The organism is Gluconobacter sp. P1D12_c, from assembly GCF_018812105.1.
In the GTDB taxonomy this organism is placed as follows: domain Bacteria; phylum Pseudomonadota; class Alphaproteobacteria; order Acetobacterales; family Acetobacteraceae; genus Gluconobacter; species Gluconobacter oxydans_A.
The window spans coordinates 95,257-114,547 of the sequence record NZ_JACSIQ010000003.1 but is presented as its reverse complement, the minus strand read 5'-3'; the positions used below and the strand labels follow the sequence as shown (position 1 = coordinate 114,547).

Below are 19,291 nucleotides of genomic sequence, written 5' to 3'. Positions count from 1 at the left end.
TGGTTTTGTGCTAGGAAGCACGGCTCAAGCCCGTTTTCGTCCACTGGAGAAGATACCAGTCTAGTGAAATTTGCCCCGCCTGCCATTCGCTCATCCCGTCGACTGTCTCCCCTGCGCAGCATGACATTTGCACTCGCGCTTGCCGGAATTGCAGGTGGAACGACTGCCCATGCAGCAGACGATTCTTCTGGTGATGCAGCGGGGACGGTCCGGACCAGCTGGGCAGCCTCTGTTCGATCCGCGCTAGCAAACCGGGCTCACAAGGCCGCGTCCTGGACGCAGCATGGCATGGCGAGCTGGTATGGTCGTCATTTCCACGGACGTCGCACCAGTAGCGGGACGATCTTCAACACAAATGATCTGACAGCCGCACACCCTTCCCTGCCAATTGGCACAAAACTGCTGGTGACGTCTGAAGATACGGGCCGTTCTGTTGTCGTCACAGTGAACGATCGCGGGCCGTTCAATAGCCGCATCATCGATCTGTCACATGCGGCGGCGGCGAAGATCGGAATGCTGAACAGCGGAACTGCCCACGTCACCATTGCCCGTATGGCTGACAAACCTGCGTCAGATGTCGCGAGCGAAGTTGCGGAAGCCGAGTCCAAGGATACGAGCGAACAGGCCATTAAAGCTGCGGGCAACCAATCTGACACCACAAAGCAGCCCACCCACCGTTAAAACGACGGATGGGCTGAGTTACCCCGGTGGTTACCGGGGTGTACTTTCGGCCGTAACGGCTTCAGCAATCAAAGGGTCTGGTTGTGGCAGACCAGCAATCCGGGGCTGCGCACCTTTAATGCGCTCTTCCAGCCCTGCGTTCAGCTCTGCCCCGAAGAGCACAACATACGCACTGACAAAGAACCACATCATAATCGCCGCAACTGCGCCCAAGGGCCCATAGGTTGCGCCGTAACTCGCAAAGTGCGCGACGTACCACGAAAATCCAAGTGACATGAGAACCCACAGCACAGTCGCCACTGCTGATCCGGGAAATATCCACCGCCACTTTGCTGGCTCGCGGCTCGGGGCAAAGCGGTAAAGCATCGTGACTGCCACGAAAACGAACAACAGCATCAAAATCGGCGCGAGGGTATGCACGACGAGTGGTGCGCCATACGAGACCAGAAGATCAAACGGCGGGGGCGGCTTTCTGAAGCCCAGATACCGCGGAAGGTAATCAACCAATGCAGGCGCCGCCACCATCAATGCCAATGTCAGCGCGGCACCAACAACAGCCATAAGGGTCGTAGCCAGAGCTGTGGCCTGAAATCTTAGAAAACCGCGCGTTTCGGTAGCATTGTACGCCATATTCAACGCAGACAGAATTGACTTCGTACTGGCTGAAGCGGACCACAACGCGACGGAAACAGAAAAAATCAGCCCTATGGTCAGAGACGTATGCGGCTGGGAAACCAGCTCGTGAATACGATTGCCAATCAGCGAATAAGCTGTTGGCGGCAGAAGATGACGCAGCACTTCAAGCTGCGGCTCAACAGTCTGCAGATCGAAAGCCAGACCATATAGCGAGATCAGACTCGATATGGCTGGGAAGAGAGAAAGCGTGGCGTAAAACGCACAACCCGCAGCAGAGAGGGACGTCTGAGACGATCCCACTTCCGAGAAAACCTGACGCAGGACGATCTTCCACCCCGCCTTGGGCATGCTCAGGGGTGAGCTCGCTCCTGTGCCCGGCGCATCCGGGCCAAGTTCACGTGCCTTGCGAATGTCTTCTTCGCTAGGTTCAGGCGTCAGATCATGGACACGCTGGATGTCCTGGTGGATTTGTTTCCGGTCAGGTTCCGAAGGTGCGTCTGGCGCTGAACCGGAAGCTGACGCAGAATCGGGGAATAAGCTCACTCAGGGGTCCTCGGCAGTTCCTGTTATGGGCAACAGGCGAGATTAAGTCGTTCCGTTTTCGAGATCGACAGAACCTAGCATACGCAGAAATCACCTTCTGCGTTCCGAATTTGCCCTGATTTCTATCCCTTCAATATTTCCAAAACATAAATAATGCAAAATTAGCTCTTGCAACGACGGAGCTTTGGTTTCATACGCCCCGTCACGCAGCAACGCACGTGCCACTGGCCCTCTCGAGGTTACGCAACGACGTCAAGCGTTCTGGCCTTCCGGGTCCCGCTTCTTTTGGGTCCCCGCTATTCGCTGGTCCGTTCGACCGTTTCGCAACACACTCGCAGGGTGTAACTGTTCCCTGACGAGTCCGGTTCTGGGAAAGAGTGTCATGACTCCCAAAATCACCCGTTTTCTTGCCGAGCAGCAGCCGGCAACCCCTTGCCTCGTCGTTGATCTCGATGTTGTGGAAAGCAACTATCGTGCCCTTCACGACGCCCTACCGGCTGGCAAGATCTATTATGCCATCAAGGCCAATCCGGCACCGTCTATCCTGAAGCGCCTTGTCGCTCTGGGGTCGTCTTTCGATGCAGCATCGCTCGAAGAAATCCGGATGTGCCTGAAGGCTGGCGCCACACCTGATCGCATCTCCTACGGCAATACGCTCAAGAAGGTTGGGGCCATCCGTGAAGCCCGGGACATGGGCATTGATCTCTTTGTGCTCGACAGCATGGAAGAGCTCGAAAAGATTGCCGAGAACGCACCAGGCGCCCGCGTCTTCTGCCGCCTGGCTGTTGAGAACGAAGGCGCTGACTGGCCGCTGTCGCGCAAATTCGGCACAACAATCGCCCACGCCCGCGACCTGATGATCCGTGCGCGCGATCTGGGCCTGCGTCCCTATGGCCTCTCGTTCCATGTCGGAAGCCAGCAGACGGGTATCGCCGCTTACCAGCACGCCATTGCAACGGCCGCACGCCTCTACCACGAACTGCGAGCTGAAGGCCTTGACCTTCAGATGATCAATCTGGGCGGCGGCTTCCCAACCCATTATCGGGAAGACATTCCGTCTGTGCAGGAATTTGGCGCTGCCATTCAGGCCGCTCTCCGTGAGCACTTTCCTGATGGGCAGCCAGAGGTTCTGCTGGAGCCAGGCCGATATATGGTTGGCCAGGCTGGTGTAGTGTCGAGCGAGGTCATTCTTGTGAGCCGTCGTGGCGGTGCAGAAACAGACCCACGCTGGGTCTATCTGGACATCGGACGCTTCGGTGGCCTCGCGGAGACGGAAGGTGAAGCCATTCGCTACACATTCCGCACGTCTCGCGACGACACTGACAGCTCACGTTCCCCCTGCGTCGTGGCAGGACCAAGCTGCGATGGTGTCGATATTCTCTATGAGAAGAACCGCATCCCGCTGCCGAACAGCCTAAAGTCTGGAGATCGCATCGAAATCCTGGCGACTGGCGCTTATGTTTCGACCTACTGCTCCGTCGGGTTCAATGGTTTTCCGCCCCTGACCGAGCACTATATCTAAGACGCTTCTGATTGGGGGTGGCACAGGCCATCCCCGAAAAAAGCCTTGTCCACTTCCTCAGGCCTTGTGTCCTAATGTGTCACCCCCATCTCCAAGGGGGTAGCAAAAGGACAGCATCATGAAACTCAGCGCACGTAATCAGCTCAAAGGTCAGATTACGCAGATCGTAAAAGGCGCAACGACGTCTCACATCACGATCGACGTCAACGGCACGATTATTACTAGTGCCATCACCAATGAAGCTGTTGAGGAACTGTCACTGACAGTGGGCAAGGAAGCCTATGCCGTTATCAAGGCTTCCAGCGTTATGGTTGGCGTGGACTGAGCCCACACGCCCATTCGGTCAAGACTTCACTCACGATTGCATGGCAATCTAGTGAGGTCTGACCGCTTTCAAATCCAAGCCCAGAAGGCTATGGTGTTTCGTCTCTTGCAGAATTCAGCGGAATTCAGTGCAGAGTGCGTCCCGCCCAGGCCTGGGGGATATCGCGTGGCCAAAGCACCCGCATTTCAGCCGGATGAATCTTTTTCCATCGTGCCAGAGATGACAAAGCTCCGGCCCCTGCCGTCTTGCGCTCATGCCGCGGAAGCCAGTGACCAATCCCAGCCATACAGTCTGAAATCAGAGCGAGAGCGGTGACGATGTAACCCTGCATCAGTCGCTCGGGGAAAAGGTCGGCAAGAAGGTGGAAGACTTCCTTCTGGCCATCATTCTGCACGGTCTGGATCCCTTGGAGAAAGCGCTCCTCCATGGCAGTCAGCCCCTGAGAGCCCGGCGGATTGATATCCAGCACAGGCTGCCCGGCTTCTCTCAGATGCTGGGCTGCATCCTCGAACGCGCGCTCCGCGGCATCAAGAACAGGACGGAAAGATGCCGGAAACATGCCATCCGTCGTGCGGGTTTCATGGCAGTACGGCAGGCGGTATCGGCTGACCAGACACCGGATACTCCAGAGTGCCAGTCTTTCGCAGCAGCACAGGTCAGACAGGAAAAGCGGTGTCCGTGTCATGATCAATCTCCGAATCAGCAGAACCAGAGACACTCTAATTGAGAATGATTTGCAATATCAAACTAAAAATGCGTGACCGCACGCTTGTGGTACGAAAAAAATGCTCGCCGCCCTCTTCTGGAAAGAGGACAGCAACACTCTGATTTTCAAAAAGAAAGAGAATGCCCGGCAAGAGTCAGACGTACTCGCCAGGCAATAGATCAGTGCTTGTGACCGCAAGACCCATGATCGTGGTGGTGATGATGGTCGTGCCCGTGATTGTCATCGCTTATCCGGGGAGCGACCTGACAGTGATGGCAAGCCACCCATTCGGCGTCACCATCCAGATAATGCTCTTTCTTCCAGACGGGCACCCGGTGCTTGATCTCGTCGATGATATAACGACAGGCCCGGAACGCCGCATCGCGATGAGGCGCAGACACGCCGATCCAGACGGCAACATCACCAACCCGTAGTGTTCCTGTCCGGTGCATGGCCACAGCATGGCTGATTTCAAATCGGGCCAATGCTTCTTCAATAATCCGCGCACCTTCTTTTTCTGCGAGAGCAGCGTAGGATTCATATTCCAGACCATCCACTGGACGGCCCTCGTTGCTATTGCGAACCCAGCCTTCAAAAGTGCAGAAGCCACCAGCTTCGGCCAGATGTAAGCCCTCTCGCAGCATGTTCAGATCGACTGGCGCATCAGCCATTAGAAAATGGGTCATCCGCCGGTCACCGGCGGAATAAACACAACGTGGTCCCCGCTCTTCAGGGGCTGCGTCCAAGGTGCGAAATCTCCATTCAAGGCAACCCGCAGGCGATCAGCCTCGAACGGAAAGCCATATTTCTCTTTCAGCTGCTCATAAAGCGGGCCGACCGTTCCAAAATGCGTTTCCACAGTTTCCATTTTGTGCCCTGCGAGTTCACGCATCTGAGCAAAATATTCCACATCGAGGCGGATCATCTGTCCTCCCAATCGCCGTGAGACGCTTGCACGTTCTTCCGGAGTATTGATGTTATCCAGAGCACCGACTGTCCGCGGGGAAAGCAGTAACGTCTGGCTATTGATAAGAAGCTTACGAGGACACTTCCGCCCTCCTTCGACCTGAAGCGCCAGAGCGTCCAGCGCTCTCGGCTCCCAGATCGCACAGAGAGGTTCTGGCAGTCCGTCATGTTCGCTGCGATAAGCCACCGCCACATGCTGATCATCACGGGCAGCAATCAGAGTTTCAAGCGTAACCTGATCCAGAAGTGGCAGATCACACGCCAGAACCACCCAGGCGGCCTCCGGGAATGCCTGATGTGCAGACAGAAGACCAGCGGCTGGACCGTCTACCGTGACAGTGTCAACAATCTGAGGAAAGCGTGCCCGTAGCGGATCCTCTTTCTGTGCCGGACGCACAGAGACAAAACAGCGTTCTACAAGCGGAGAAAGCGCGTCATACGCCACCTGTAACTGGGGCGCTCCATGATAGGACAGCTCAGCTTTGTCCTGCCCCATCCGCGCGCTGACGCCACCCGCCAGAACCAGGCCGTAAAGCGGCCTCATGCTTCAATCCGCTGGAAGTCACGCTTTCCACCGGCCTTCCCCATAAGCTTCACTTCGCGAATGACCATGTCATGAGACAGGGCCTTACACATGTCATAGATCGTCAGGGCAGCGACTGAGGCACCCGTCAGGGCTTCCATTTCCACGCCTGTCTTGCCCTGGCAGGACACGCGGCAGTCAATGACGGCTTCATCGCCTTCCATGCTGATTTCCACGCGACATCCGTTCAGGGATAGGGGATGGCACAGCGGGATCAGCTGGGACGTCGCTTTCACGCCCATGACACCCGCAATCTGCGCGACAGTCAGTACCGCGCCCTTCTTGGTCATGAACCCGGCATCACTCAGCGTCTGCGCAACGTCCCGGGGAAAGAGAACACGGGCCTGAGCATGAGCCGTGCGGTCTGTCACGGTCTTGCCGCTGACATCCACCATGCGCGGATCTTCACCACGTTCATCAACATGAGTGAGCGTTTTCATCCGTCCTGATCTCCCGATCTAACCACCGATATAATTCATTTCTATCCGACGTTTCGTCGAAGATGCCTCACCGGCGGTTCGTTCTTCGCTGTACCTGTCGGTACGCATCCGCCACACCGAAGCCAGACGCTCGCGTAAAGCCTCGTCATCTGCCCCGCTGCGAAGAAGTGACCGCAGGTCTGTCCCTTCCGAAGCGAAAAGGCACGTATAAATCTGCCCTTCCGAAGACAGTCGCGCCCGTGAACAATCCCCACAGAACGGCGCTGTTACGGAAGAAATGAAACCAATCTCACCCGCACCATCCTGATACCGATACCGACGCGCAACCTCACCCTGATACTGCGCGCCCAGCGGCTCAAGCGGCCAGTGAGCGTTTAACCGTTCGACCAGTTCACGGGATGGAACAACTTCACCCAGCTCCCAGTGATTCCGCGTGCCAACGTCCATGTATTCAATAAAACGGACGATAACACCCGTATGACGGAAGCGGGCAGCCAAAGCTTCGACCCCGTCATCATTCACCCCACGCTGCACAACGGTGTTCAGCTTGACCCCACCGGGAAACGACAATGCCTGCGCGTGCTCGATAGCCTCCAGAACTGGTTCGAGTTGCGCCCGCCCCCCACTCATTCGTGCAAAAATAGCGGGATCGAGACTGTCCAGGCTTACCGTAATGCGCCCTAGACCAGCATCCTTCAAAGACTGCGCATGTCGGCCTAGCAGAACACCATTGGTCGTCAGTGCCACATCTTCGACGCCTGAAATTGCGACCAGCCTGCGCACCAAAGAGACGAGATCAGGCCTCAGAAGAGGCTCCCCCCCTGTCAGACGCAATTTGGTGACGCCCAGCGAGACCACCGCCCGTGCGACCCGGACAATTTCGTCAAAGCTCAGACGTTCCTTGGGCTCCAGAAAGCGAAAATGTTCATGATACGTCGCTTCCGGCATGCAGTAAGGGCATCGGAAGTTGCACCGGTCCATCACCGAAATCCGCAAATCATGCAGCGGGCGATTGAAGCGGTCCCGAACAGGGTCGTGAGGTGTGCTACCAGCCATGGAACACAGCATGGGACCCGGCTGGGGCTGCGGCATCGCCAGGCGCCAACTCCACGAACCCATCCGTTGCCGCAAGAAAGCTGAAATCGCCAGATGTGGGCATCGGATAAGGGCTTGCCCATGCCTGCCCCGAGGCATCGTGCCGGACACGAACGGGCAGATAGCGGGTCAATGTCGACACACGTGCAGCATCAGCATCGAGCTTAACAGAGTAGGTTTCTGGCCGATTGACGCCCTGCCCCGCCAGAAGCATGGGAATAACGTAACGCGTGGCACAGCAGGTGGCCGACACGGGATTTCCCGGCAGACCAAAAACGCGCTGCCCCTCAGGACCAACCCCGAACCAGAGCGGCTTACCGGGACGTTGCGCAACCTTATGAAAAACCCGCTCCACACCAAGTTTCGTCAGCGCCTTGGGGACGTGATCGAACTGCCCCATTGAGACGCCGCCACTCAGGATCAGCACCTCATGCCGGGCAAGCTGCTTTTCCAGTGCCAGCATGGTCTCGGCCAGATCATCGGGGACCACCGAACGTTCAAGGCGGATAAAGCCTCTCGAAGCCAAAGCTCCCGTCAGGGCGTATTCATTTGAACGCCTGATTTCCCAACTCTGAACCGTTGTCCCGACATCGACCAGTTCATCACCCGTAGCCACAATGCCGATTGAAGGCACTTTGGAGACTTCAACCGTGGGATGTCCATTACCAGCCAGCACCGCCAATGCAGGCCCATTCAGACGCAGACCGGGCTTCAGGAGTTCATGCCCCGCCTCGCAGTCTGATCCCTTCAGATGAACGAACTGACCTTTTTGAGGCTCATATCCGGCTTCAAAATGCACACGCTTGCCATCACGGATCAATCGCTCAACGGGAACAACGGTGTCAGCCCCTTCCGGCAAAACGGCTCCCGTCATGACATCAAGGCAGGTCGCTCCATCTGGAAGAGGCCGCGCGGGTATCCCTGCGCGCTGGACACCATGGCAGCCCAGAACTGAGCCTGCGCCATAACGGTAAGCCACGCCATCCATCATGACCCGGTCATAAGGGGGCTGATCACGTTCGGCATGGACACTCTGTTGCAGGATCCGACCAGAAGCCTCGGCCAGTGGAACATGCTCCGTTCCAAAATGACCTGCATATCCGAGGACAAGATCCACGGCCTGCGCGACGCTCAGGAGTTCAACCAATTTCCGCTCCACTGATGATTCCGTGCCGGAGTTCATCTCTGCCGATATAGACCTGTCGCCGTCCTGATCAACTCCCCGGCATGACAGGCTATGTCACAAACGCATTTGGGATTAGTCTCATGGCCCCATAAAGGAAAGGATATTTCATGATTGGGCCAGACGGGCTTGTTCCTCTTCCCCAGTGGCCAGACTATGGCCTGACAGACGATCTCCTCCCGTATCTGGAGATCTGGCTGGCACAGGGGAAAGAGGTAGCCCTTGCTACGCTGGTGTCAATCACCGGATCGTCTCCCCGCCCCCTTGGCAGTGAAATGGCTGTTTCCAGTGCGGGAGACGTACAGGGCTATGTGTCTGGTGGATGCGTGGAAGCAGCAGTCGCAGCAGAAGCCCTGCAATGCCTGAAAGACCGCCAACCCAGATCTCTGGATTATGGCGCAGGCAGCCCGGTTCTGGATATTCAATTAACCTGTGGTGGCAGGATCGGCATTTTCGTTCGCCCCATCGCGAACCTTGCCACTTATGTCGCTGCGCTTCGTCAGGCGAGAGTAGCCCGTCAGGCCATCATCGTCCAAACGGATCTCGAAACCGGCGAGATGCAGGTTTCGCCTTCAGCTGTGCGAACTCAGGGTAATCTGTTCGTGCGGCGACATACGCCACCGATTCGACTGATTGTCGCGGGAGGAGATCCGGTGACACTGGCTCTTCTGAAGCTGGCCCCCCAGTTCGGGGTTGAGCCTTTCCTGCTGCGCCCACTGGGTCCTGCGCTTCCGCCGGAAGGATTGGCGCCGGAGTGCTACGATCGTCGCTATCTGGACGAGGCTTTGCATGATTTGCGCCTAGACGCCTGGAGCGCAGTTTACGCTCTGACCCACGATGCTCACACTGACCTGGCCATCGCCTCGAAAGCTCTGAAATCCGACGCCTTCTGCGTTGGAATTCTGGGCAGCCGGCGCAAAATCTCCAATCGGCTTGCTGCGTTACACGCTGCCGGCATCACCGCAAAAGATCTGGAGAAACTTCACCTGCCCGCAGGAATGGACATCAACGCACGTAATCCGATGCAGATTGCTCTGTCGATTTTATCCCAGATCACAGCGAACCGCCCCGCATAATGCCCCATGACGCAGTTCTTCTTGCCGCAGGCGGCAGCACGAGATTAAAGCGTCCCAAGCAGTTGCTCACCCGTCAGGGCACACCGCTTGTCCGCTACGTTGCAGAACTTCTCCTGAGCACATCTCCGGACCGATTGATCATCATCACCGGAGGCTCCGCCGAAGCCGTCGCCTTAGCCCTTCAAGGACTCCCTGTGGACATATGCCACAACCCGCTCTGGAACACCGGCCTGGCGAGTTCCATTCAATGCGCAGCACGAGCTTTGAGTGGACGGGACAGGTCAATTCTCATCGCGGGAACAGACCAGCCGAGGCTATCCCTGCCGCACCTGCTCCGGCTGAGGGACACCCTCCCAGCCAATGCGAATATCGTCACACAGTACAAAAAAGGCGCGATGGGGATTCCGGTTCGCGTGTCTGCCACCACATTAGCCAAGGCCCCCGAACTCAGTGGGGACAAAGGATTTCGAAACCTGTGGGCAGACCTGCCACCAAAAAAAATCGTGGCCCCCGAATTACTCGAAGACCTCGATACTCCTGATCAAATGGCCGACGCCGTCAAGGCAGGCTGGATTGATCCGCCTGCCTGACGCCTCAGATCAGCTTCGTGCGTATACGTCTTCGATACGAACGATATCATCTTCACCAAGGTAAGGACCGGACTGAACTTCAATCAGGGTCAAAGGGATCTTGCCCGGATTTTCCAACCGGTGAACACAGCCCAACGGCAGATAGATACTTTCGTTTTCACGAACCATCACCAGGTCTTCGTCACGTGTCACCATGGCGGTTCCACCAACAACGACCCAGTGCTCCGCACGATGGAAATGCTTCTGCAAGGAGAGCTTCGCCCCTGGCTCCACCACGATACGCTTGACCTGGAAACGATCGGCTTGGATGAGGCTTTCGTAGAAACCCCACGGACGATAGCACCGGTTGTGCGCGACAGCTTCCTTGCGGCCTGCCTGCGCCAGCCGGTTTACCATGTGCTTCACATCCTGAGCACGATCACGATGCGAGACCATTACTGCATCCGGTGTCACCACCACGATCAGATCATCCACACCGGCAACTGTGGCGATGATCCCATCTGAACGGACGTAACAGTTCCGCGCATCATCCAGGAAAACATCGCCGAAGGTCGCATTTCCCTTTGCATCCTTGGGCGTCAGATCCCACAGAGCATCCCAGCTTCCAATGTCTGACCACCCGAAATTACCCGGCACCACGGCTGCGAGCTTGGTACGCTCGGCGATAGCATAATCAACGGAAATATCTGGCGCCGCGGAGAAGCTTTCTTCTTCCAGCCGCTCGAAATCCATATCAGTATGGCGATTGCGCACCGACTGCCCAACAGTCTCATAAATCCGGGGTTCGAACTGTTCGGTCTCTTTCAGGAATACGCCCGCCTTGGCAAAGAACATTCCTGAATTCCAGAGACACTTCTCGGACTGGAAAAGTTCTTCGGCTTTGGCAGCCTGCGGCTTTTCAATGAAGCGGGAAACTTCATAGACGCCCTGTACACCGGCCAGTTCAGAACCGGCTTCAATGTATCCATAGCCCGTTTCCGGTCGCGTCGGCTTCATTCCAAACGTAACAATCCGGCCAGCCTCTGCAGCCTTCAGAGCATCTTTCAGGGAGTGCTGAAGAGCAGTTTCATCGGTAATGGCTGCATCCGCTGCCATAATCCAGAGGATGGCGTCCGGATCTTGCTCTGCGACCATGAAAGCCGCAGCAGCAATGGCAGGAGCAGAGTTTCGGCCAACCGGCTCAAGAACGATTTTGGCCTTGTGAATCCCCGCGTCACGCAGTTGCTCAGCAACGATGAAACGATGCTCTGAATTGCAGATGACAACCGGATCGGCAAAGCCCGCAGCTCGCCCTCGAAGAGCAGTTTCCTGAATGAGCGTCTTGTCACTCAGCAGAGGCCAGAACTGCTTCGGGTAGCTTTTGCGTGAAACCGGCCACAGGCGGCTTCCGGACCCACCAGAGAGGATGACTGGGACGACGTTCTGAACCATGGAGCAGATATTCTTCCACCAGTTAATAAAGTAGCCACGCACGTCCGCAGCCATAGTCGCGAACGATTTTACAGGGGCTAACGAGCATTGCCAATCGCGTCAGGCATAAAGAACCTTGGAGACGCCCAAAAGTACATACGGACACATCACGACAAAAATGAGATGCGAAGGTTAAAAAATTGAGACGAATGCAGATACTCACAAGACTATCGCGGAAACGACGCCACATCTTATTCTGACGATCTCTCATCTTTTATAAGAGAAACATGCATTTCTGCAGAAACGTCTCACCACTTAACGTTTCTGCATATCTCAGAAAATATTCAGTCAGTCTCTCATGAAGACATTTCCAGCAGAAAGCTTATCAACCAAGTGATCAAGCCACCTCAGCAGGGGGCCGAGAAGACGGATGATGTCTTTGCCAATGCTCCTCCAGGGCCAATCGTTCGTAGTGAAGTTTCTGACGCACCCAGTGCAGCATTCCGGAGAGTGTTACAACAACGATACCCACGAACGTCCAGTTATCCAGCGGCTGATGGAACAGCAGATAACTGAACGCCACTGCCCAAAGCATCTGGCTGTATTGTGGGAGTGCAACCCGGTTCGCTGGTGCCAGAGCCGTTGCCATCATCATGAAAAGCTGACCAAGAGCAGCCAGAAAGCCGTATCCGAACAGAAGCGCCCAGTTCCCAGCACCATGTGGCCAGGTGGCGTGTGCCAGCATCAGAAGACCATCGCCGATCAGCGGACCAAACAGGCTTGAGCCAAACAGGGACAGTCGGGCGCTTTGGTTGCCTGCCAGTCTGTAAGCAATCACACTGGCAGCATTCGCCATGGCTGCGATCACCGCACAGAAGTGCCCCAGATGAAACGCCCGCACACCCGGTCGTAGAACGATCAGGACCCCGAGAAATCCGACACCGACCGAAAGCCAGGTCCACCCAGACACCTTTTCTTTCAGAATTCCGACGGAAATCAGGGTCACGAAAAATGGCATCAGGAACATGAGCGACAATGCTTCTGGCATCGGCAGCAGCATAAAAGCCATGACACTGGAAGCCGTGGACACAAATGTCGCAAACGCACGCAACAGCCACATGGACGGGCGATCCGTCGCGAAAATATCGGAATAGGATTCCTGTGGCTTTCGGATGAACGGCAAGATCAGAAAACCGAAAATACCGCCTGAAAAAGCAACTTCAAACGGATCCAGTTGCCCAGCAAGGCCTTTGGAACAGGCATCGCTAATGGAAAAAAGGGCAAAAGCCGCGAAAGACAACATCATGCCTGATGAGAGGAACTTCAGATTCACCCGATGAGTCTCCACGCATTCCGGACCGTCATAATGGCCCGGAGACTATGGAGACCTCATCTGCCGCGCAGTCAATGTGACAAAACATTAAAACTAATCTGTATGACCCTGATGAGCGGGCGTTACTGCCAAAAGATGCTGCAGCCCTATTTCCAGCGGCATCGGGTTAACGCCCAGGTGCTCCCTCATCGGAGCGATATCGAAATTTTTGTTTTCCAAAAGGCGTCGAATTTCTTCCGGCGCAATTGTGGGCAGCTTCGGAACGTGCCGCATGATGCGAGCAGCCGCGATCAGAAACCACGCAGGAAGCGAGATAATCGGCCGACCACCAAGCCCTGAAAAATAGAGAATCATCCGAACAAACGTTCGGTAAGGCACAGCATTAGGGCCAGCGATGACAAAAACCTCTGGCCCGCTGATTTTGCCACCAAGAATAAGATCAATAGCCGCAACGACGCAGCGTGTGACGTCCTGCTGATGAATGGGCTGAACCAGCGAGTGCCCACCGCCAGGAAGTGGAACAATCGGCAGACGCTCCAGAAGGCGCGCAAGCCGCTGCACATTATCCTCTCCCTGAGCACCATAAATCATCGTCGGGTGAAGAAGAATCGAAGGGCGACCGTCTGCCTTGAGGGCAGCTTCGCCTGCCAGCACCCCACGACCATGATCATCCAGCCAACGCGTAAACTTGCGAGTGCTGCCAAGAGCAACAACAGGCGCACGGGTTGCCACCAGAATGGCTGGAAGATGACGGGCATGAGCTGTATTCACGACAACGTCTGCCTGCTCCAGCGCAATTGGAAGAGCAACCGGATCTGTCAGATCGGCCTGCCTTACGGCTGTGCACATCTCTGCAAGATCAGGAGCCAGTTTTCCTCGGCTCCGCACAATAGCGATGACACTGCGCCCTTGAGCAATCAGCTGACGACAGAGCGCCGAGCCTGAACGACCACTGGCGCCAATAACGCAGATCGTAGACGTGCTGTCGCTTTGGCTCACTGGACAGTCACCTTGAGATTATCCGGCGACATCAACGTCATGGCTGCCGTAGGCGACGACGCTATTGCTGCTAATGCCGTGAGCGTCAAAGGCGGCTTTGGCGTCAGAGTGATCGATAACGTGCGGTCATTGGGGTTCGCGAAGTAATCCGGCAAAGCCGCCAGGGCAGGATATGGCGACAGCCCCATTTCCATTCCCTGCGCGAGAACCGTTCTTGCCTGGTCCTGAGCGGCACCGTCCAAAGGGCGTCCTGCATTCAGGGACGGAAGAGACTGCACCAGACGATCGCCATGCAACGTGAGAGTCACCTGCGCCAGTTGGATGGCATCATGCGGATTTTTGACTGTCCCAACCTTGAGCTGCTGATCCGAAGGACCGAGCAAATTCATGCCGAAATGAGCTTCGGTGAAGTTTGGAATGTTCAAGACACCCTGCACATGCAGTTCGCCCGTCTGCGCAATCCGCTCTTGCGTATATTTCAAGGTTGAAGAATGCCCATCAATATGGACCGGCACCTTGCCGCTTGAAGAGTGTGTATGAAAACCCTCCCCCTCGAAAACCGTCGTGTCTTTGCCGCTTTTACGCGTTCCGGTACCAATCAGCGTATCCATGCTGAACGTTCTGTCTGCCGAAATGATCTGCGTGCCGCTCAGCTTCATGCTTTCAAGAGGTGGCAGAACATAGGCAGCGGCTTCGTTCCCAGCCTGTTCGTCGGCAATCCGGGTGGCAAGTTCAGGCTGGCGAAGCTGGAAGTTTTTCAAAGACATCTGCACTGACATGGCGCGAGGCGTTCCGTCAGGCTGAAGCGTCGTACGGGACGCAATGGCAAGGCCGTTCTGGATCGCGATCGTCGTCGTGCGTCCCGGGCCGTAGCCATCAATCTGGATCGAGTCTGACGTCAGACTGTTGAAGTGCATGCTGTTCGGCTGAAGAACCTGCGAAAGATTCTGCACCGACAGATGATCTATATATCCACGCTCCAGATTCAGATGCCCCAGATCGAGCGACTCCAGACCGCTTTTCCCTGCGGGAGGCGGCGGTGTCACCAGATGATTCAGAGTAACGGAATGGGCCCGGATGACCGCAGTAGGCGTCTGGAGAGACGGATCCACCATATCCATGTGGGACAGCGTCAGGCCCCCATCAGGGGTCGGGATTGGATGACCCAGACGTAAAGTGTGTGCCCGGAACGTCATGTTGCCATTCTGAAGAATGACATCCGTCAGCAACGCTCCACGGGCGAGGATGGCCGGGCGCGCGGCGGAATAGCTCAGGGTTGCTCCCACAGGAAGCGAGGCACGGAACCGGGAAATCCCCCGATCAAGCGCAACAGAGGCTGCGTGATGGATACCAATCGCGCTCATTCCAGCGATGACTGCGAGCAGGCTCGTTGTGAGCCAAGGGCGTTTCACGTTGTTTTTCCTGTTTTTCATCGACACTGGGGACAGGAAGATGCGGTCCCTGAATTGAGGGCAGGATACCATTCCGGGCGTCCGGGGCAAATCAGACCCAAAAAAATTGCGGTATCATAATACCTCATAGCTCAAAATGGCTGGAAACCGGGCCGAATCAGCCATCCTGATTCCAAAAGATGACTTGACGGAAAGGCGCGAGCCCGCAATAAGGCCGCACCTGATCCGCTTTCCAGGCAGCAGCATTCTCATCAGAGAATTTTTCTGTTTGTGAAAGCGCCATCCACGGCGCGGCCCTGTCGCGCCCCAAGCTGGAATGTCACTAATGAAGACCACACGTTCGCTGAAGCCGGCGGAGGTGACGAAGAACTGGGTGCTGATCGACGCCGAAGGGCTCGTTCTCGGCCGTCTCGCCACCATCATCGCTACTCGTCTCCGCGGCAAGCACAAGCCGCAGTTCACCCCGCACGTCGACTGCGGTGACAACATTGTTGTCATCAACGCAGAAAAGATCGCTCTGACGGGTAACAAGTTCGGCCAGAAGCTCTTCCATTACCACACGGGTCATCCGGGTGGCATCAAGGAGCGCACCATCACGCAGCGTCTCACGGGCAAGAACCCGGGTCACGTTGTCGAGAAGGCTGTTGAGCGCATGATCACGCGCGGTCCGCTGCAGCGTGCTCAGATGAAGCACCTTTATGTTTACGCTGGTTCCGAGCACCCGCATGACGGCCAGAAGCCTGTCAAGCTGGACGTGGCTGCCCTGAACCGCAAGAACACAATCTCACACGAGTCGTAAGGCCTGACCATGTCCGAGACCCAAGAGCGCACCGGCACGCTGCAGGACCTTGCGAGCGTTGCTCCTGCAGTAGCCACCAACGCCGCCCCGGTTCACGAAGTAAAGCGTGATGCCCAGGGCCGTTCCTATGCTACCGGCCGTCGTAAGGATGCCGTAGCCCGTGTGTGGATCAAGCCTGGCAAGGGTGACATCATCGTCAATGGCCGTCCGGTCACGACGTATTTTGCCCGCCCGGTTCTGCGCATGCTTCTGACGCAGCCGTTCCTGATCGCTGACCGCTACAACCAGTTCGACGTGTATTGCACAGTCGCTGGTGGTGGTCTGTCCGGCCAGGCTGGTGCAGTTCGTCACGGTATCTCCCGTGCACTGACGCACTATGAGCCGAGCCTGCGTGGCATCCTGAAGGCTGCTGGCTTCCTGACGCGTGACAGCCGTATTGTCGAGCGTAAGAAGTACGGCCGTGCGAAGGCACGTCGTTCCTTCCAGTTCTCGAAGCGCTGATCCCTCAGTTTTTCGAAGCTTTGGAGAAACCCCGGTCACGATGTGGCCGGGGTTTTTTCATGCCTGACGCGCAAACTTTAATTTCCATCAGAAAGTGAATTTGGAAATAATATTTCCCTATCGCCTCTCCCTAACTCCTGTGGCAGAGTGCCCCGCACGTTTATCAGAGTAGCTTGCGGAAGTTCTTTTCATGACGACCTTCACTATTGAAAAAACCGAAACCCCGATGGACCCGGCTCATCGCGCGCAGCTTCTTGTCAGCCCGGCTTTCGGTCGTGTTTTCACTGATCATATGGCGACCATTCGCTATACGAGCGAAAAAGGCTGGCACGACGCAAAAATTACAGCGCGCCGCCCCCTGAGCATCGATCCGGCGTCCACAGTCCTGCACTACGGACAGGAAATTTTCGAGGGCATGAAAGCCTATCGGGAAGCTGATGGTCATATCGCGACGTTCCGTCCGCAAGCCAACGCAGCCCGTTTCGCAGCCTCCGCCCGCCGGATGGGCATGGCTGAGCTGCCCGAAGACCTCTTCATTCAGGCCGTTGATGAACTTGTCCGCATCGACCAGGACTGGGTTCCGGCTGGTGAAGGACAAAGCCTCTATCTTCGCCCCTTCATGATCTCCAATGAGGTGTTCCTTGGCGTAAAGCCTGCAAGCGAATACCTGTTCATTGTCATCGCCTGCCCGGTAGGCGCCTATTTCAGTGCAGGCTGCGTCTCTGTCTGGGTTTCCGAGTTCTACACCCGAGCAGCGATTGGTGGCACGGGGGAAGCGAAGTGCGGCGGCAACTATGCCGGCAGCCTTGTCGCTCAGGCCGAAGCCAAGGAGAAGGGCTGCGATCAGGTACTGTTCCTCGATGCCCGTGAACGCCGCTATGTTGAAGAAATGGGCGGCATGAACGTGATGTTCGTGCGCAATGACGGCAAGATCGTCACGCCTCCCCTCGGAGGCACCATTCTACGCGGCATTACCCGTGACAGCCTGATCAGACTGGCTGCCGATAATGGCATCGAAGTCATTGAAGAACCCGTAGAGATCGACGAGATCTTCACGGGAGCCGCATCCGGGAAATACACCGAAGCCTTCGCCTGCGGCACGGCTGCCGTGCTTTCACCCGTTGGCAAGCTGGTCCGGCCTTCCGGAGAAGCCGTGTTTGGCGACGGCGAGACGCCGGGTCCGGTAGCAACCAAACTGAAGAAAATTTTGACCGATCTTCAGGGCGGCCGCACCAATGACGCCCATGGCTGGGTGCATCGCATCGTCTGACGACAAAAAAACTCCTGTCAGTTCAATACTGGCAGGAGTTTTTACAGCTTTGATAACCATAGATTCAGGCTTTCAGCTTCTGATCGGCATCAGATACGGATTGCACAGTCACACATCCGAAAGAACGTACCCAAACCCGTAATGGGCTTTAGTCAGGCAATAATTTTAAGAGAGATTGCTGGGGCGAATGACGGGGATCGAACCCGCGACAACCGGTACCACAAACCGGCGCTCTACCGACTGAGCTACATCCGCCACACAGCGATGCGTTCTTTAGAGAAAGGTTCAGCTGGCGTCTAGCCCTTTCTCAAAGTTTTCTTCAATTTTCTGCTTAGATAACAGGGACACCACCAGTTACAGCGATATTGGCGCCCGAGACGTAACTTGCCTCATCACTGGCCAGAAAGACATAGGCCCCGGCGAGCTCCGCAGGTTGCCCCGGTCTTTTCATCGGGCCATCTGCTCCGAAATTGCGAACGTGTTCTCCGCCCATGGTTGCGGGAATCAGCGGCGTCCAGATTGGTCCGGGAGCAACCGTATTTGAACGTATTCCCTGTTCCGCAAGTAACTCTGCCAAACCACCACTGAAGTTCAATATGGCGCTTTTGGTTGCCGAATAGGCCAACAGCTTTGGCTTTGGCCGATCCGCATTGACGGAGACGGTATGAATCAGGGAGCCGCCTTCAGGCATATGAGGAACAACCAGCCGCGATAGACGGAACACCGCGCCTGAATTCGTATCAAACGTCAGATCCCATTCGTCTTCGCTGACATCTTCCAGAGTTTCACGTTCGATCTGAAAGGCAGCATTATTGACGAGCACATCCACCTTGCCGAATTCGGCCACCGTCTTGTCGACGATTTCCTTGCAGACGAAGCGTTCTTTAATGTCTCCCGGCAAGAGCAGCGCTTTTCTGCCAGCCTTCTCGACCCACGCAGCAGTCTCGCGTGCGTCGTCCATTTCTTCGGGTAGGAATGACAATGCTACGTCCGCCCCTTCCCGCGCAAAGGCAATCGCGACAGCACGGCCAATCCCGGAATCGCCTCCGGTGATGATTGCCGTTTTACCCCTCAGGTGCCCATTGCCCACATAGGTCTGCTCACCATGATCAGGCTTGGGTGTCATTTCCGATGTCTGGCCAGGAATATGCTTCTGCAATGGCGTGTCGAACGGAGGCTTCGGATATTGGCTCATGTCGAACTCCTTAAGTTGTCGCCATG

At 56.2% G+C, this 19,291-nt stretch carries 20 protein-coding genes and 1 tRNA gene; 8 read left to right on the top strand and 13 right to left on the bottom strand.

Features of this window, described 5'->3' with window-relative positions:
• The first annotated feature begins 63 nt into the window (after positions 1-63).
• Positions 64-681, top strand: coding sequence for a septal ring lytic transglycosylase RlpA family protein (locus KP705_RS04375; protein WP_308267186.1), 618 nt, complete (start codon positions 64-66; stop codon positions 679-681).
• A 30-nt stretch (positions 682-711) separates the two neighbouring features.
• Here KP705_RS04375 and KP705_RS04370 read toward each other — a convergent pair whose 3' ends face one another.
• Positions 712-1,860 (bottom strand): YihY/virulence factor BrkB family protein, encoded by a 1,149-nt coding sequence (locus KP705_RS04370; protein ID WP_046901130.1) that lies wholly within the window; start codon positions 1,858-1,860, stop codon positions 712-714.
• 382 nt (positions 1,861-2,242) lie between these two features.
• Here KP705_RS04370 and KP705_RS04365 point away from each other — a divergent pair, with 382 nt between their 5' ends.
• The gene (locus KP705_RS04365) at positions 2,243-3,382 is read left to right on the top strand and encodes a type III PLP-dependent enzyme (RefSeq protein ID WP_046901129.1); all 1,140 of its coding nucleotides are present in this window, start codon (positions 2,243-2,245) and stop codon (positions 3,380-3,382) included.
• Between the two features lie 118 nt (positions 3,383-3,500).
• Positions 3,501-3,707 (top strand): molybdopterin-binding protein, encoded by a 207-nt coding sequence (locus KP705_RS04360; protein WP_046901128.1) that lies wholly within the window; start codon positions 3,501-3,503, stop codon positions 3,705-3,707.
• A gap of 124 nt (positions 3,708-3,831) precedes the next feature.
• On the opposite strand, the gene KP705_RS04355 is transcribed toward KP705_RS04360, so the two are convergent.
• The 6 genes from KP705_RS04355 to KP705_RS04330 form a co-directional block, all read right to left on the bottom strand.
• Positions 3,832-4,392, bottom strand: a complete 561-nt coding sequence (locus KP705_RS04355) for a hypothetical protein (protein ID WP_174694845.1) — start codon at positions 4,390-4,392, stop codon at positions 3,832-3,834.
• Between the two features lie 200 nt (positions 4,393-4,592).
• The gene (locus tag KP705_RS04350; RefSeq protein ID WP_203547728.1) at positions 4,593-5,099 is read right to left on the bottom strand and encodes a molybdenum cofactor biosynthesis protein MoaE; all 507 of its coding nucleotides are present in this window, start codon (positions 5,097-5,099) and stop codon (positions 4,593-4,595) included.
• Positions 5,096-5,923: an NTP transferase domain-containing protein gene (locus tag KP705_RS04345; RefSeq protein ID WP_046901125.1), complete on the bottom strand. Its 828-nt coding sequence runs from the start codon at positions 5,921-5,923 to the stop codon at positions 5,096-5,098. The genes KP705_RS04350 and KP705_RS04345 overlap by 4 nt, the downstream gene beginning before the upstream one ends.
• Entirely contained in the window at positions 5,920-6,402 is a 483-nt protein-coding gene (gene moaC / locus KP705_RS04340; protein ID WP_046901124.1) for a cyclic pyranopterin monophosphate synthase MoaC, read from the bottom strand. Before moaC ends, KP705_RS04345 begins: the two co-directional genes overlap by 4 nt.
• Positions 6,403-6,420: 18 nt before the next feature.
• Positions 6,421-7,494: a GTP 3',8-cyclase MoaA gene (gene moaA, locus KP705_RS04335; RefSeq protein WP_305798438.1), complete on the bottom strand. Its 1,074-nt coding sequence runs from the start codon at positions 7,492-7,494 to the stop codon at positions 6,421-6,423.
• On the bottom strand, positions 7,448-8,644 hold the full coding sequence (locus tag KP705_RS04330) for a molybdopterin molybdotransferase MoeA (protein WP_252348227.1): 1,197 nt from the start codon (positions 8,642-8,644) through the stop codon (positions 7,448-7,450). The genes moaA and KP705_RS04330 overlap by 47 nt, the downstream gene beginning before the upstream one ends.
• A 146-nt stretch (positions 8,645-8,790) precedes the next feature.
• Here KP705_RS04330 and KP705_RS04325 point away from each other — a divergent pair, with 146 nt between their 5' ends.
• Together KP705_RS04325 and KP705_RS04320 are read left to right on the top strand one after the other, a co-directional pair.
• Positions 8,791-9,756, top strand: a complete 966-nt coding sequence (locus tag KP705_RS04325; RefSeq protein WP_046901122.1) for an XdhC family protein — start codon at positions 8,791-8,793, stop codon at positions 9,754-9,756.
• Entirely contained in the window at positions 9,756-10,346 is a 591-nt protein-coding gene (locus KP705_RS04320) for an NTP transferase domain-containing protein (RefSeq protein WP_046901121.1), read from the top strand. The genes KP705_RS04325 and KP705_RS04320 overlap by 1 nt, the downstream gene beginning before the upstream one ends.
• 9 nt (positions 10,347-10,355) lie before the next feature.
• On the opposite strand, the gene KP705_RS04315 is transcribed toward KP705_RS04320, so the two are convergent.
• The 4 genes from KP705_RS04315 to KP705_RS04300 form a co-directional block, all read right to left on the bottom strand.
• Positions 10,356-11,777 (bottom strand): mannose-1-phosphate guanylyltransferase/mannose-6-phosphate isomerase, encoded by a 1,422-nt coding sequence (locus KP705_RS04315; protein ID WP_046901120.1) that lies wholly within the window; start codon positions 11,775-11,777, stop codon positions 10,356-10,358.
• Between the two features lie 376 nt (positions 11,778-12,153).
• Positions 12,154-13,089 carry a DMT family transporter gene (locus tag KP705_RS04310; protein WP_046901119.1) on the bottom strand — a complete coding sequence of 312 codons (936 nt, stop codon included), beginning with the start codon at positions 13,087-13,089 and terminating at the stop codon, positions 12,154-12,156.
• A gap of 93 nt (positions 13,090-13,182) precedes the next feature.
• Positions 13,183-14,088, bottom strand: a complete 906-nt coding sequence (locus KP705_RS04305; RefSeq protein WP_046901118.1) for an SDR family oxidoreductase — start codon at positions 14,086-14,088, stop codon at positions 13,183-13,185.
• Positions 14,085-15,500 carry a hypothetical protein gene (locus KP705_RS04300; RefSeq protein ID WP_235271788.1) on the bottom strand — a complete coding sequence of 472 codons (1,416 nt, stop codon included), beginning with the start codon at positions 15,498-15,500 and terminating at the stop codon, positions 14,085-14,087. The genes KP705_RS04305 and KP705_RS04300 overlap by 4 nt, the downstream gene beginning before the upstream one ends.
• A 325-nt stretch (positions 15,501-15,825) precedes the next feature.
• Here KP705_RS04300 and rplM point away from each other — a divergent pair, with 325 nt between their 5' ends.
• The 3 genes from rplM to KP705_RS04285 all read left to right on the top strand — a co-directional run bounded on the left by rplM (position 15,826) and on the right by KP705_RS04285 (position 18,070).
• A complete protein-coding gene (gene rplM, locus KP705_RS04295; protein ID WP_046901116.1) occupies positions 15,826-16,299 on the top strand; it encodes a 50S ribosomal protein L13 in 474 nt (157 codons plus the stop codon).
• Positions 16,300-16,308: 9 nt separating this feature from the next.
• Positions 16,309-16,800 (top strand): 30S ribosomal protein S9, encoded by a 492-nt coding sequence (gene rpsI, locus KP705_RS04290; RefSeq protein WP_010502298.1) that lies wholly within the window; start codon positions 16,309-16,311, stop codon positions 16,798-16,800.
• A gap of 190 nt (positions 16,801-16,990) precedes the next feature.
• Complete coding sequence (locus KP705_RS04285) at positions 16,991-18,070, top strand: branched-chain amino acid aminotransferase (protein ID WP_046901115.1); 1,080 nt, start codon at positions 16,991-16,993, stop codon at positions 18,068-18,070.
• 179 nt (positions 18,071-18,249) lie between these two features.
• Here the strand turns inward: KP705_RS04285 and KP705_RS04280 are convergent.
• A tRNA-His gene (locus tag KP705_RS04280) sits at positions 18,250-18,325 on the bottom strand.
• Positions 18,326-18,401: 76 nt separating this feature from the next.
• The gene (locus tag KP705_RS04275; RefSeq protein WP_215764100.1) at positions 18,402-19,265 is read right to left on the bottom strand and encodes an SDR family oxidoreductase; all 864 of its coding nucleotides are present in this window, start codon (positions 19,263-19,265) and stop codon (positions 18,402-18,404) included.
• Positions 19,266-19,291 lie beyond the last annotated feature (26 nt).

Bases quoted from the DNA above. Each gene is read 5' to 3' on its own strand.
- KP705_RS04320 (WP_046901121.1), top strand. From the start codon at position 9,756: ATGCCCCATGACGCAGTTCTTCTTGCCGCAGGCGGCAGCACGAGATTA.
- KP705_RS04325 (WP_046901122.1), top strand. From the start codon at position 8,791: ATGATTGGGCCAGACGGGCTTGTTCCTCTTCCCCAGTGGCCAGACTAT.
- KP705_RS04275 (WP_215764100.1), bottom strand. From the start codon at position 19,265: ATGAGCCAATATCCGAAGCCTCCGTTCGACACGCCATTGCAGAAGCAT.
- KP705_RS04350 (WP_203547728.1), bottom strand. From the start codon at position 5,099: ATGACCCATTTTCTAATGGCTGATGCGCCAGTCGATCTGAACATGCTG.
- moaC (WP_046901124.1), bottom strand. From the start codon at position 6,402: ATGAAAACGCTCACTCATGTTGATGAACGTGGTGAAGATCCGCGCATG.
- rpsI (WP_010502298.1), top strand. From the start codon at position 16,309: ATGTCCGAGACCCAAGAGCGCACCGGCACGCTGCAGGACCTTGCGAGC.
- KP705_RS04315 (WP_046901120.1), bottom strand. From the start codon at position 11,777: ATGGTTCAGAACGTCGTCCCAGTCATCCTCTCTGGTGGGTCCGGAAGC.
- KP705_RS04345 (WP_046901125.1), bottom strand. From the start codon at position 5,923: ATGAGGCCGCTTTACGGCCTGGTTCTGGCGGGTGGCGTCAGCGCGCGG.
- KP705_RS04355 (WP_174694845.1), bottom strand. From the start codon at position 4,392: ATGACACGGACACCGCTTTTCCTGTCTGACCTGTGCTGCTGCGAAAGA.
- KP705_RS04360 (WP_046901128.1), top strand. From the start codon at position 3,501: ATGAAACTCAGCGCACGTAATCAGCTCAAAGGTCAGATTACGCAGATC.
- rplM (WP_046901116.1), top strand. From the start codon at position 15,826: ATGAAGACCACACGTTCGCTGAAGCCGGCGGAGGTGACGAAGAACTGG.
- moaA (WP_305798438.1), bottom strand. From the start codon at position 7,494: ATGCCGCAGCCCCAGCCGGGTCCCATGCTGTGTTCCATGGCTGGTAGC.
- KP705_RS04285 (WP_046901115.1), top strand. From the start codon at position 16,991: ATGACGACCTTCACTATTGAAAAAACCGAAACCCCGATGGACCCGGCT.
- KP705_RS04365 (WP_046901129.1), top strand. From the start codon at position 2,243: ATGACTCCCAAAATCACCCGTTTTCTTGCCGAGCAGCAGCCGGCAACC.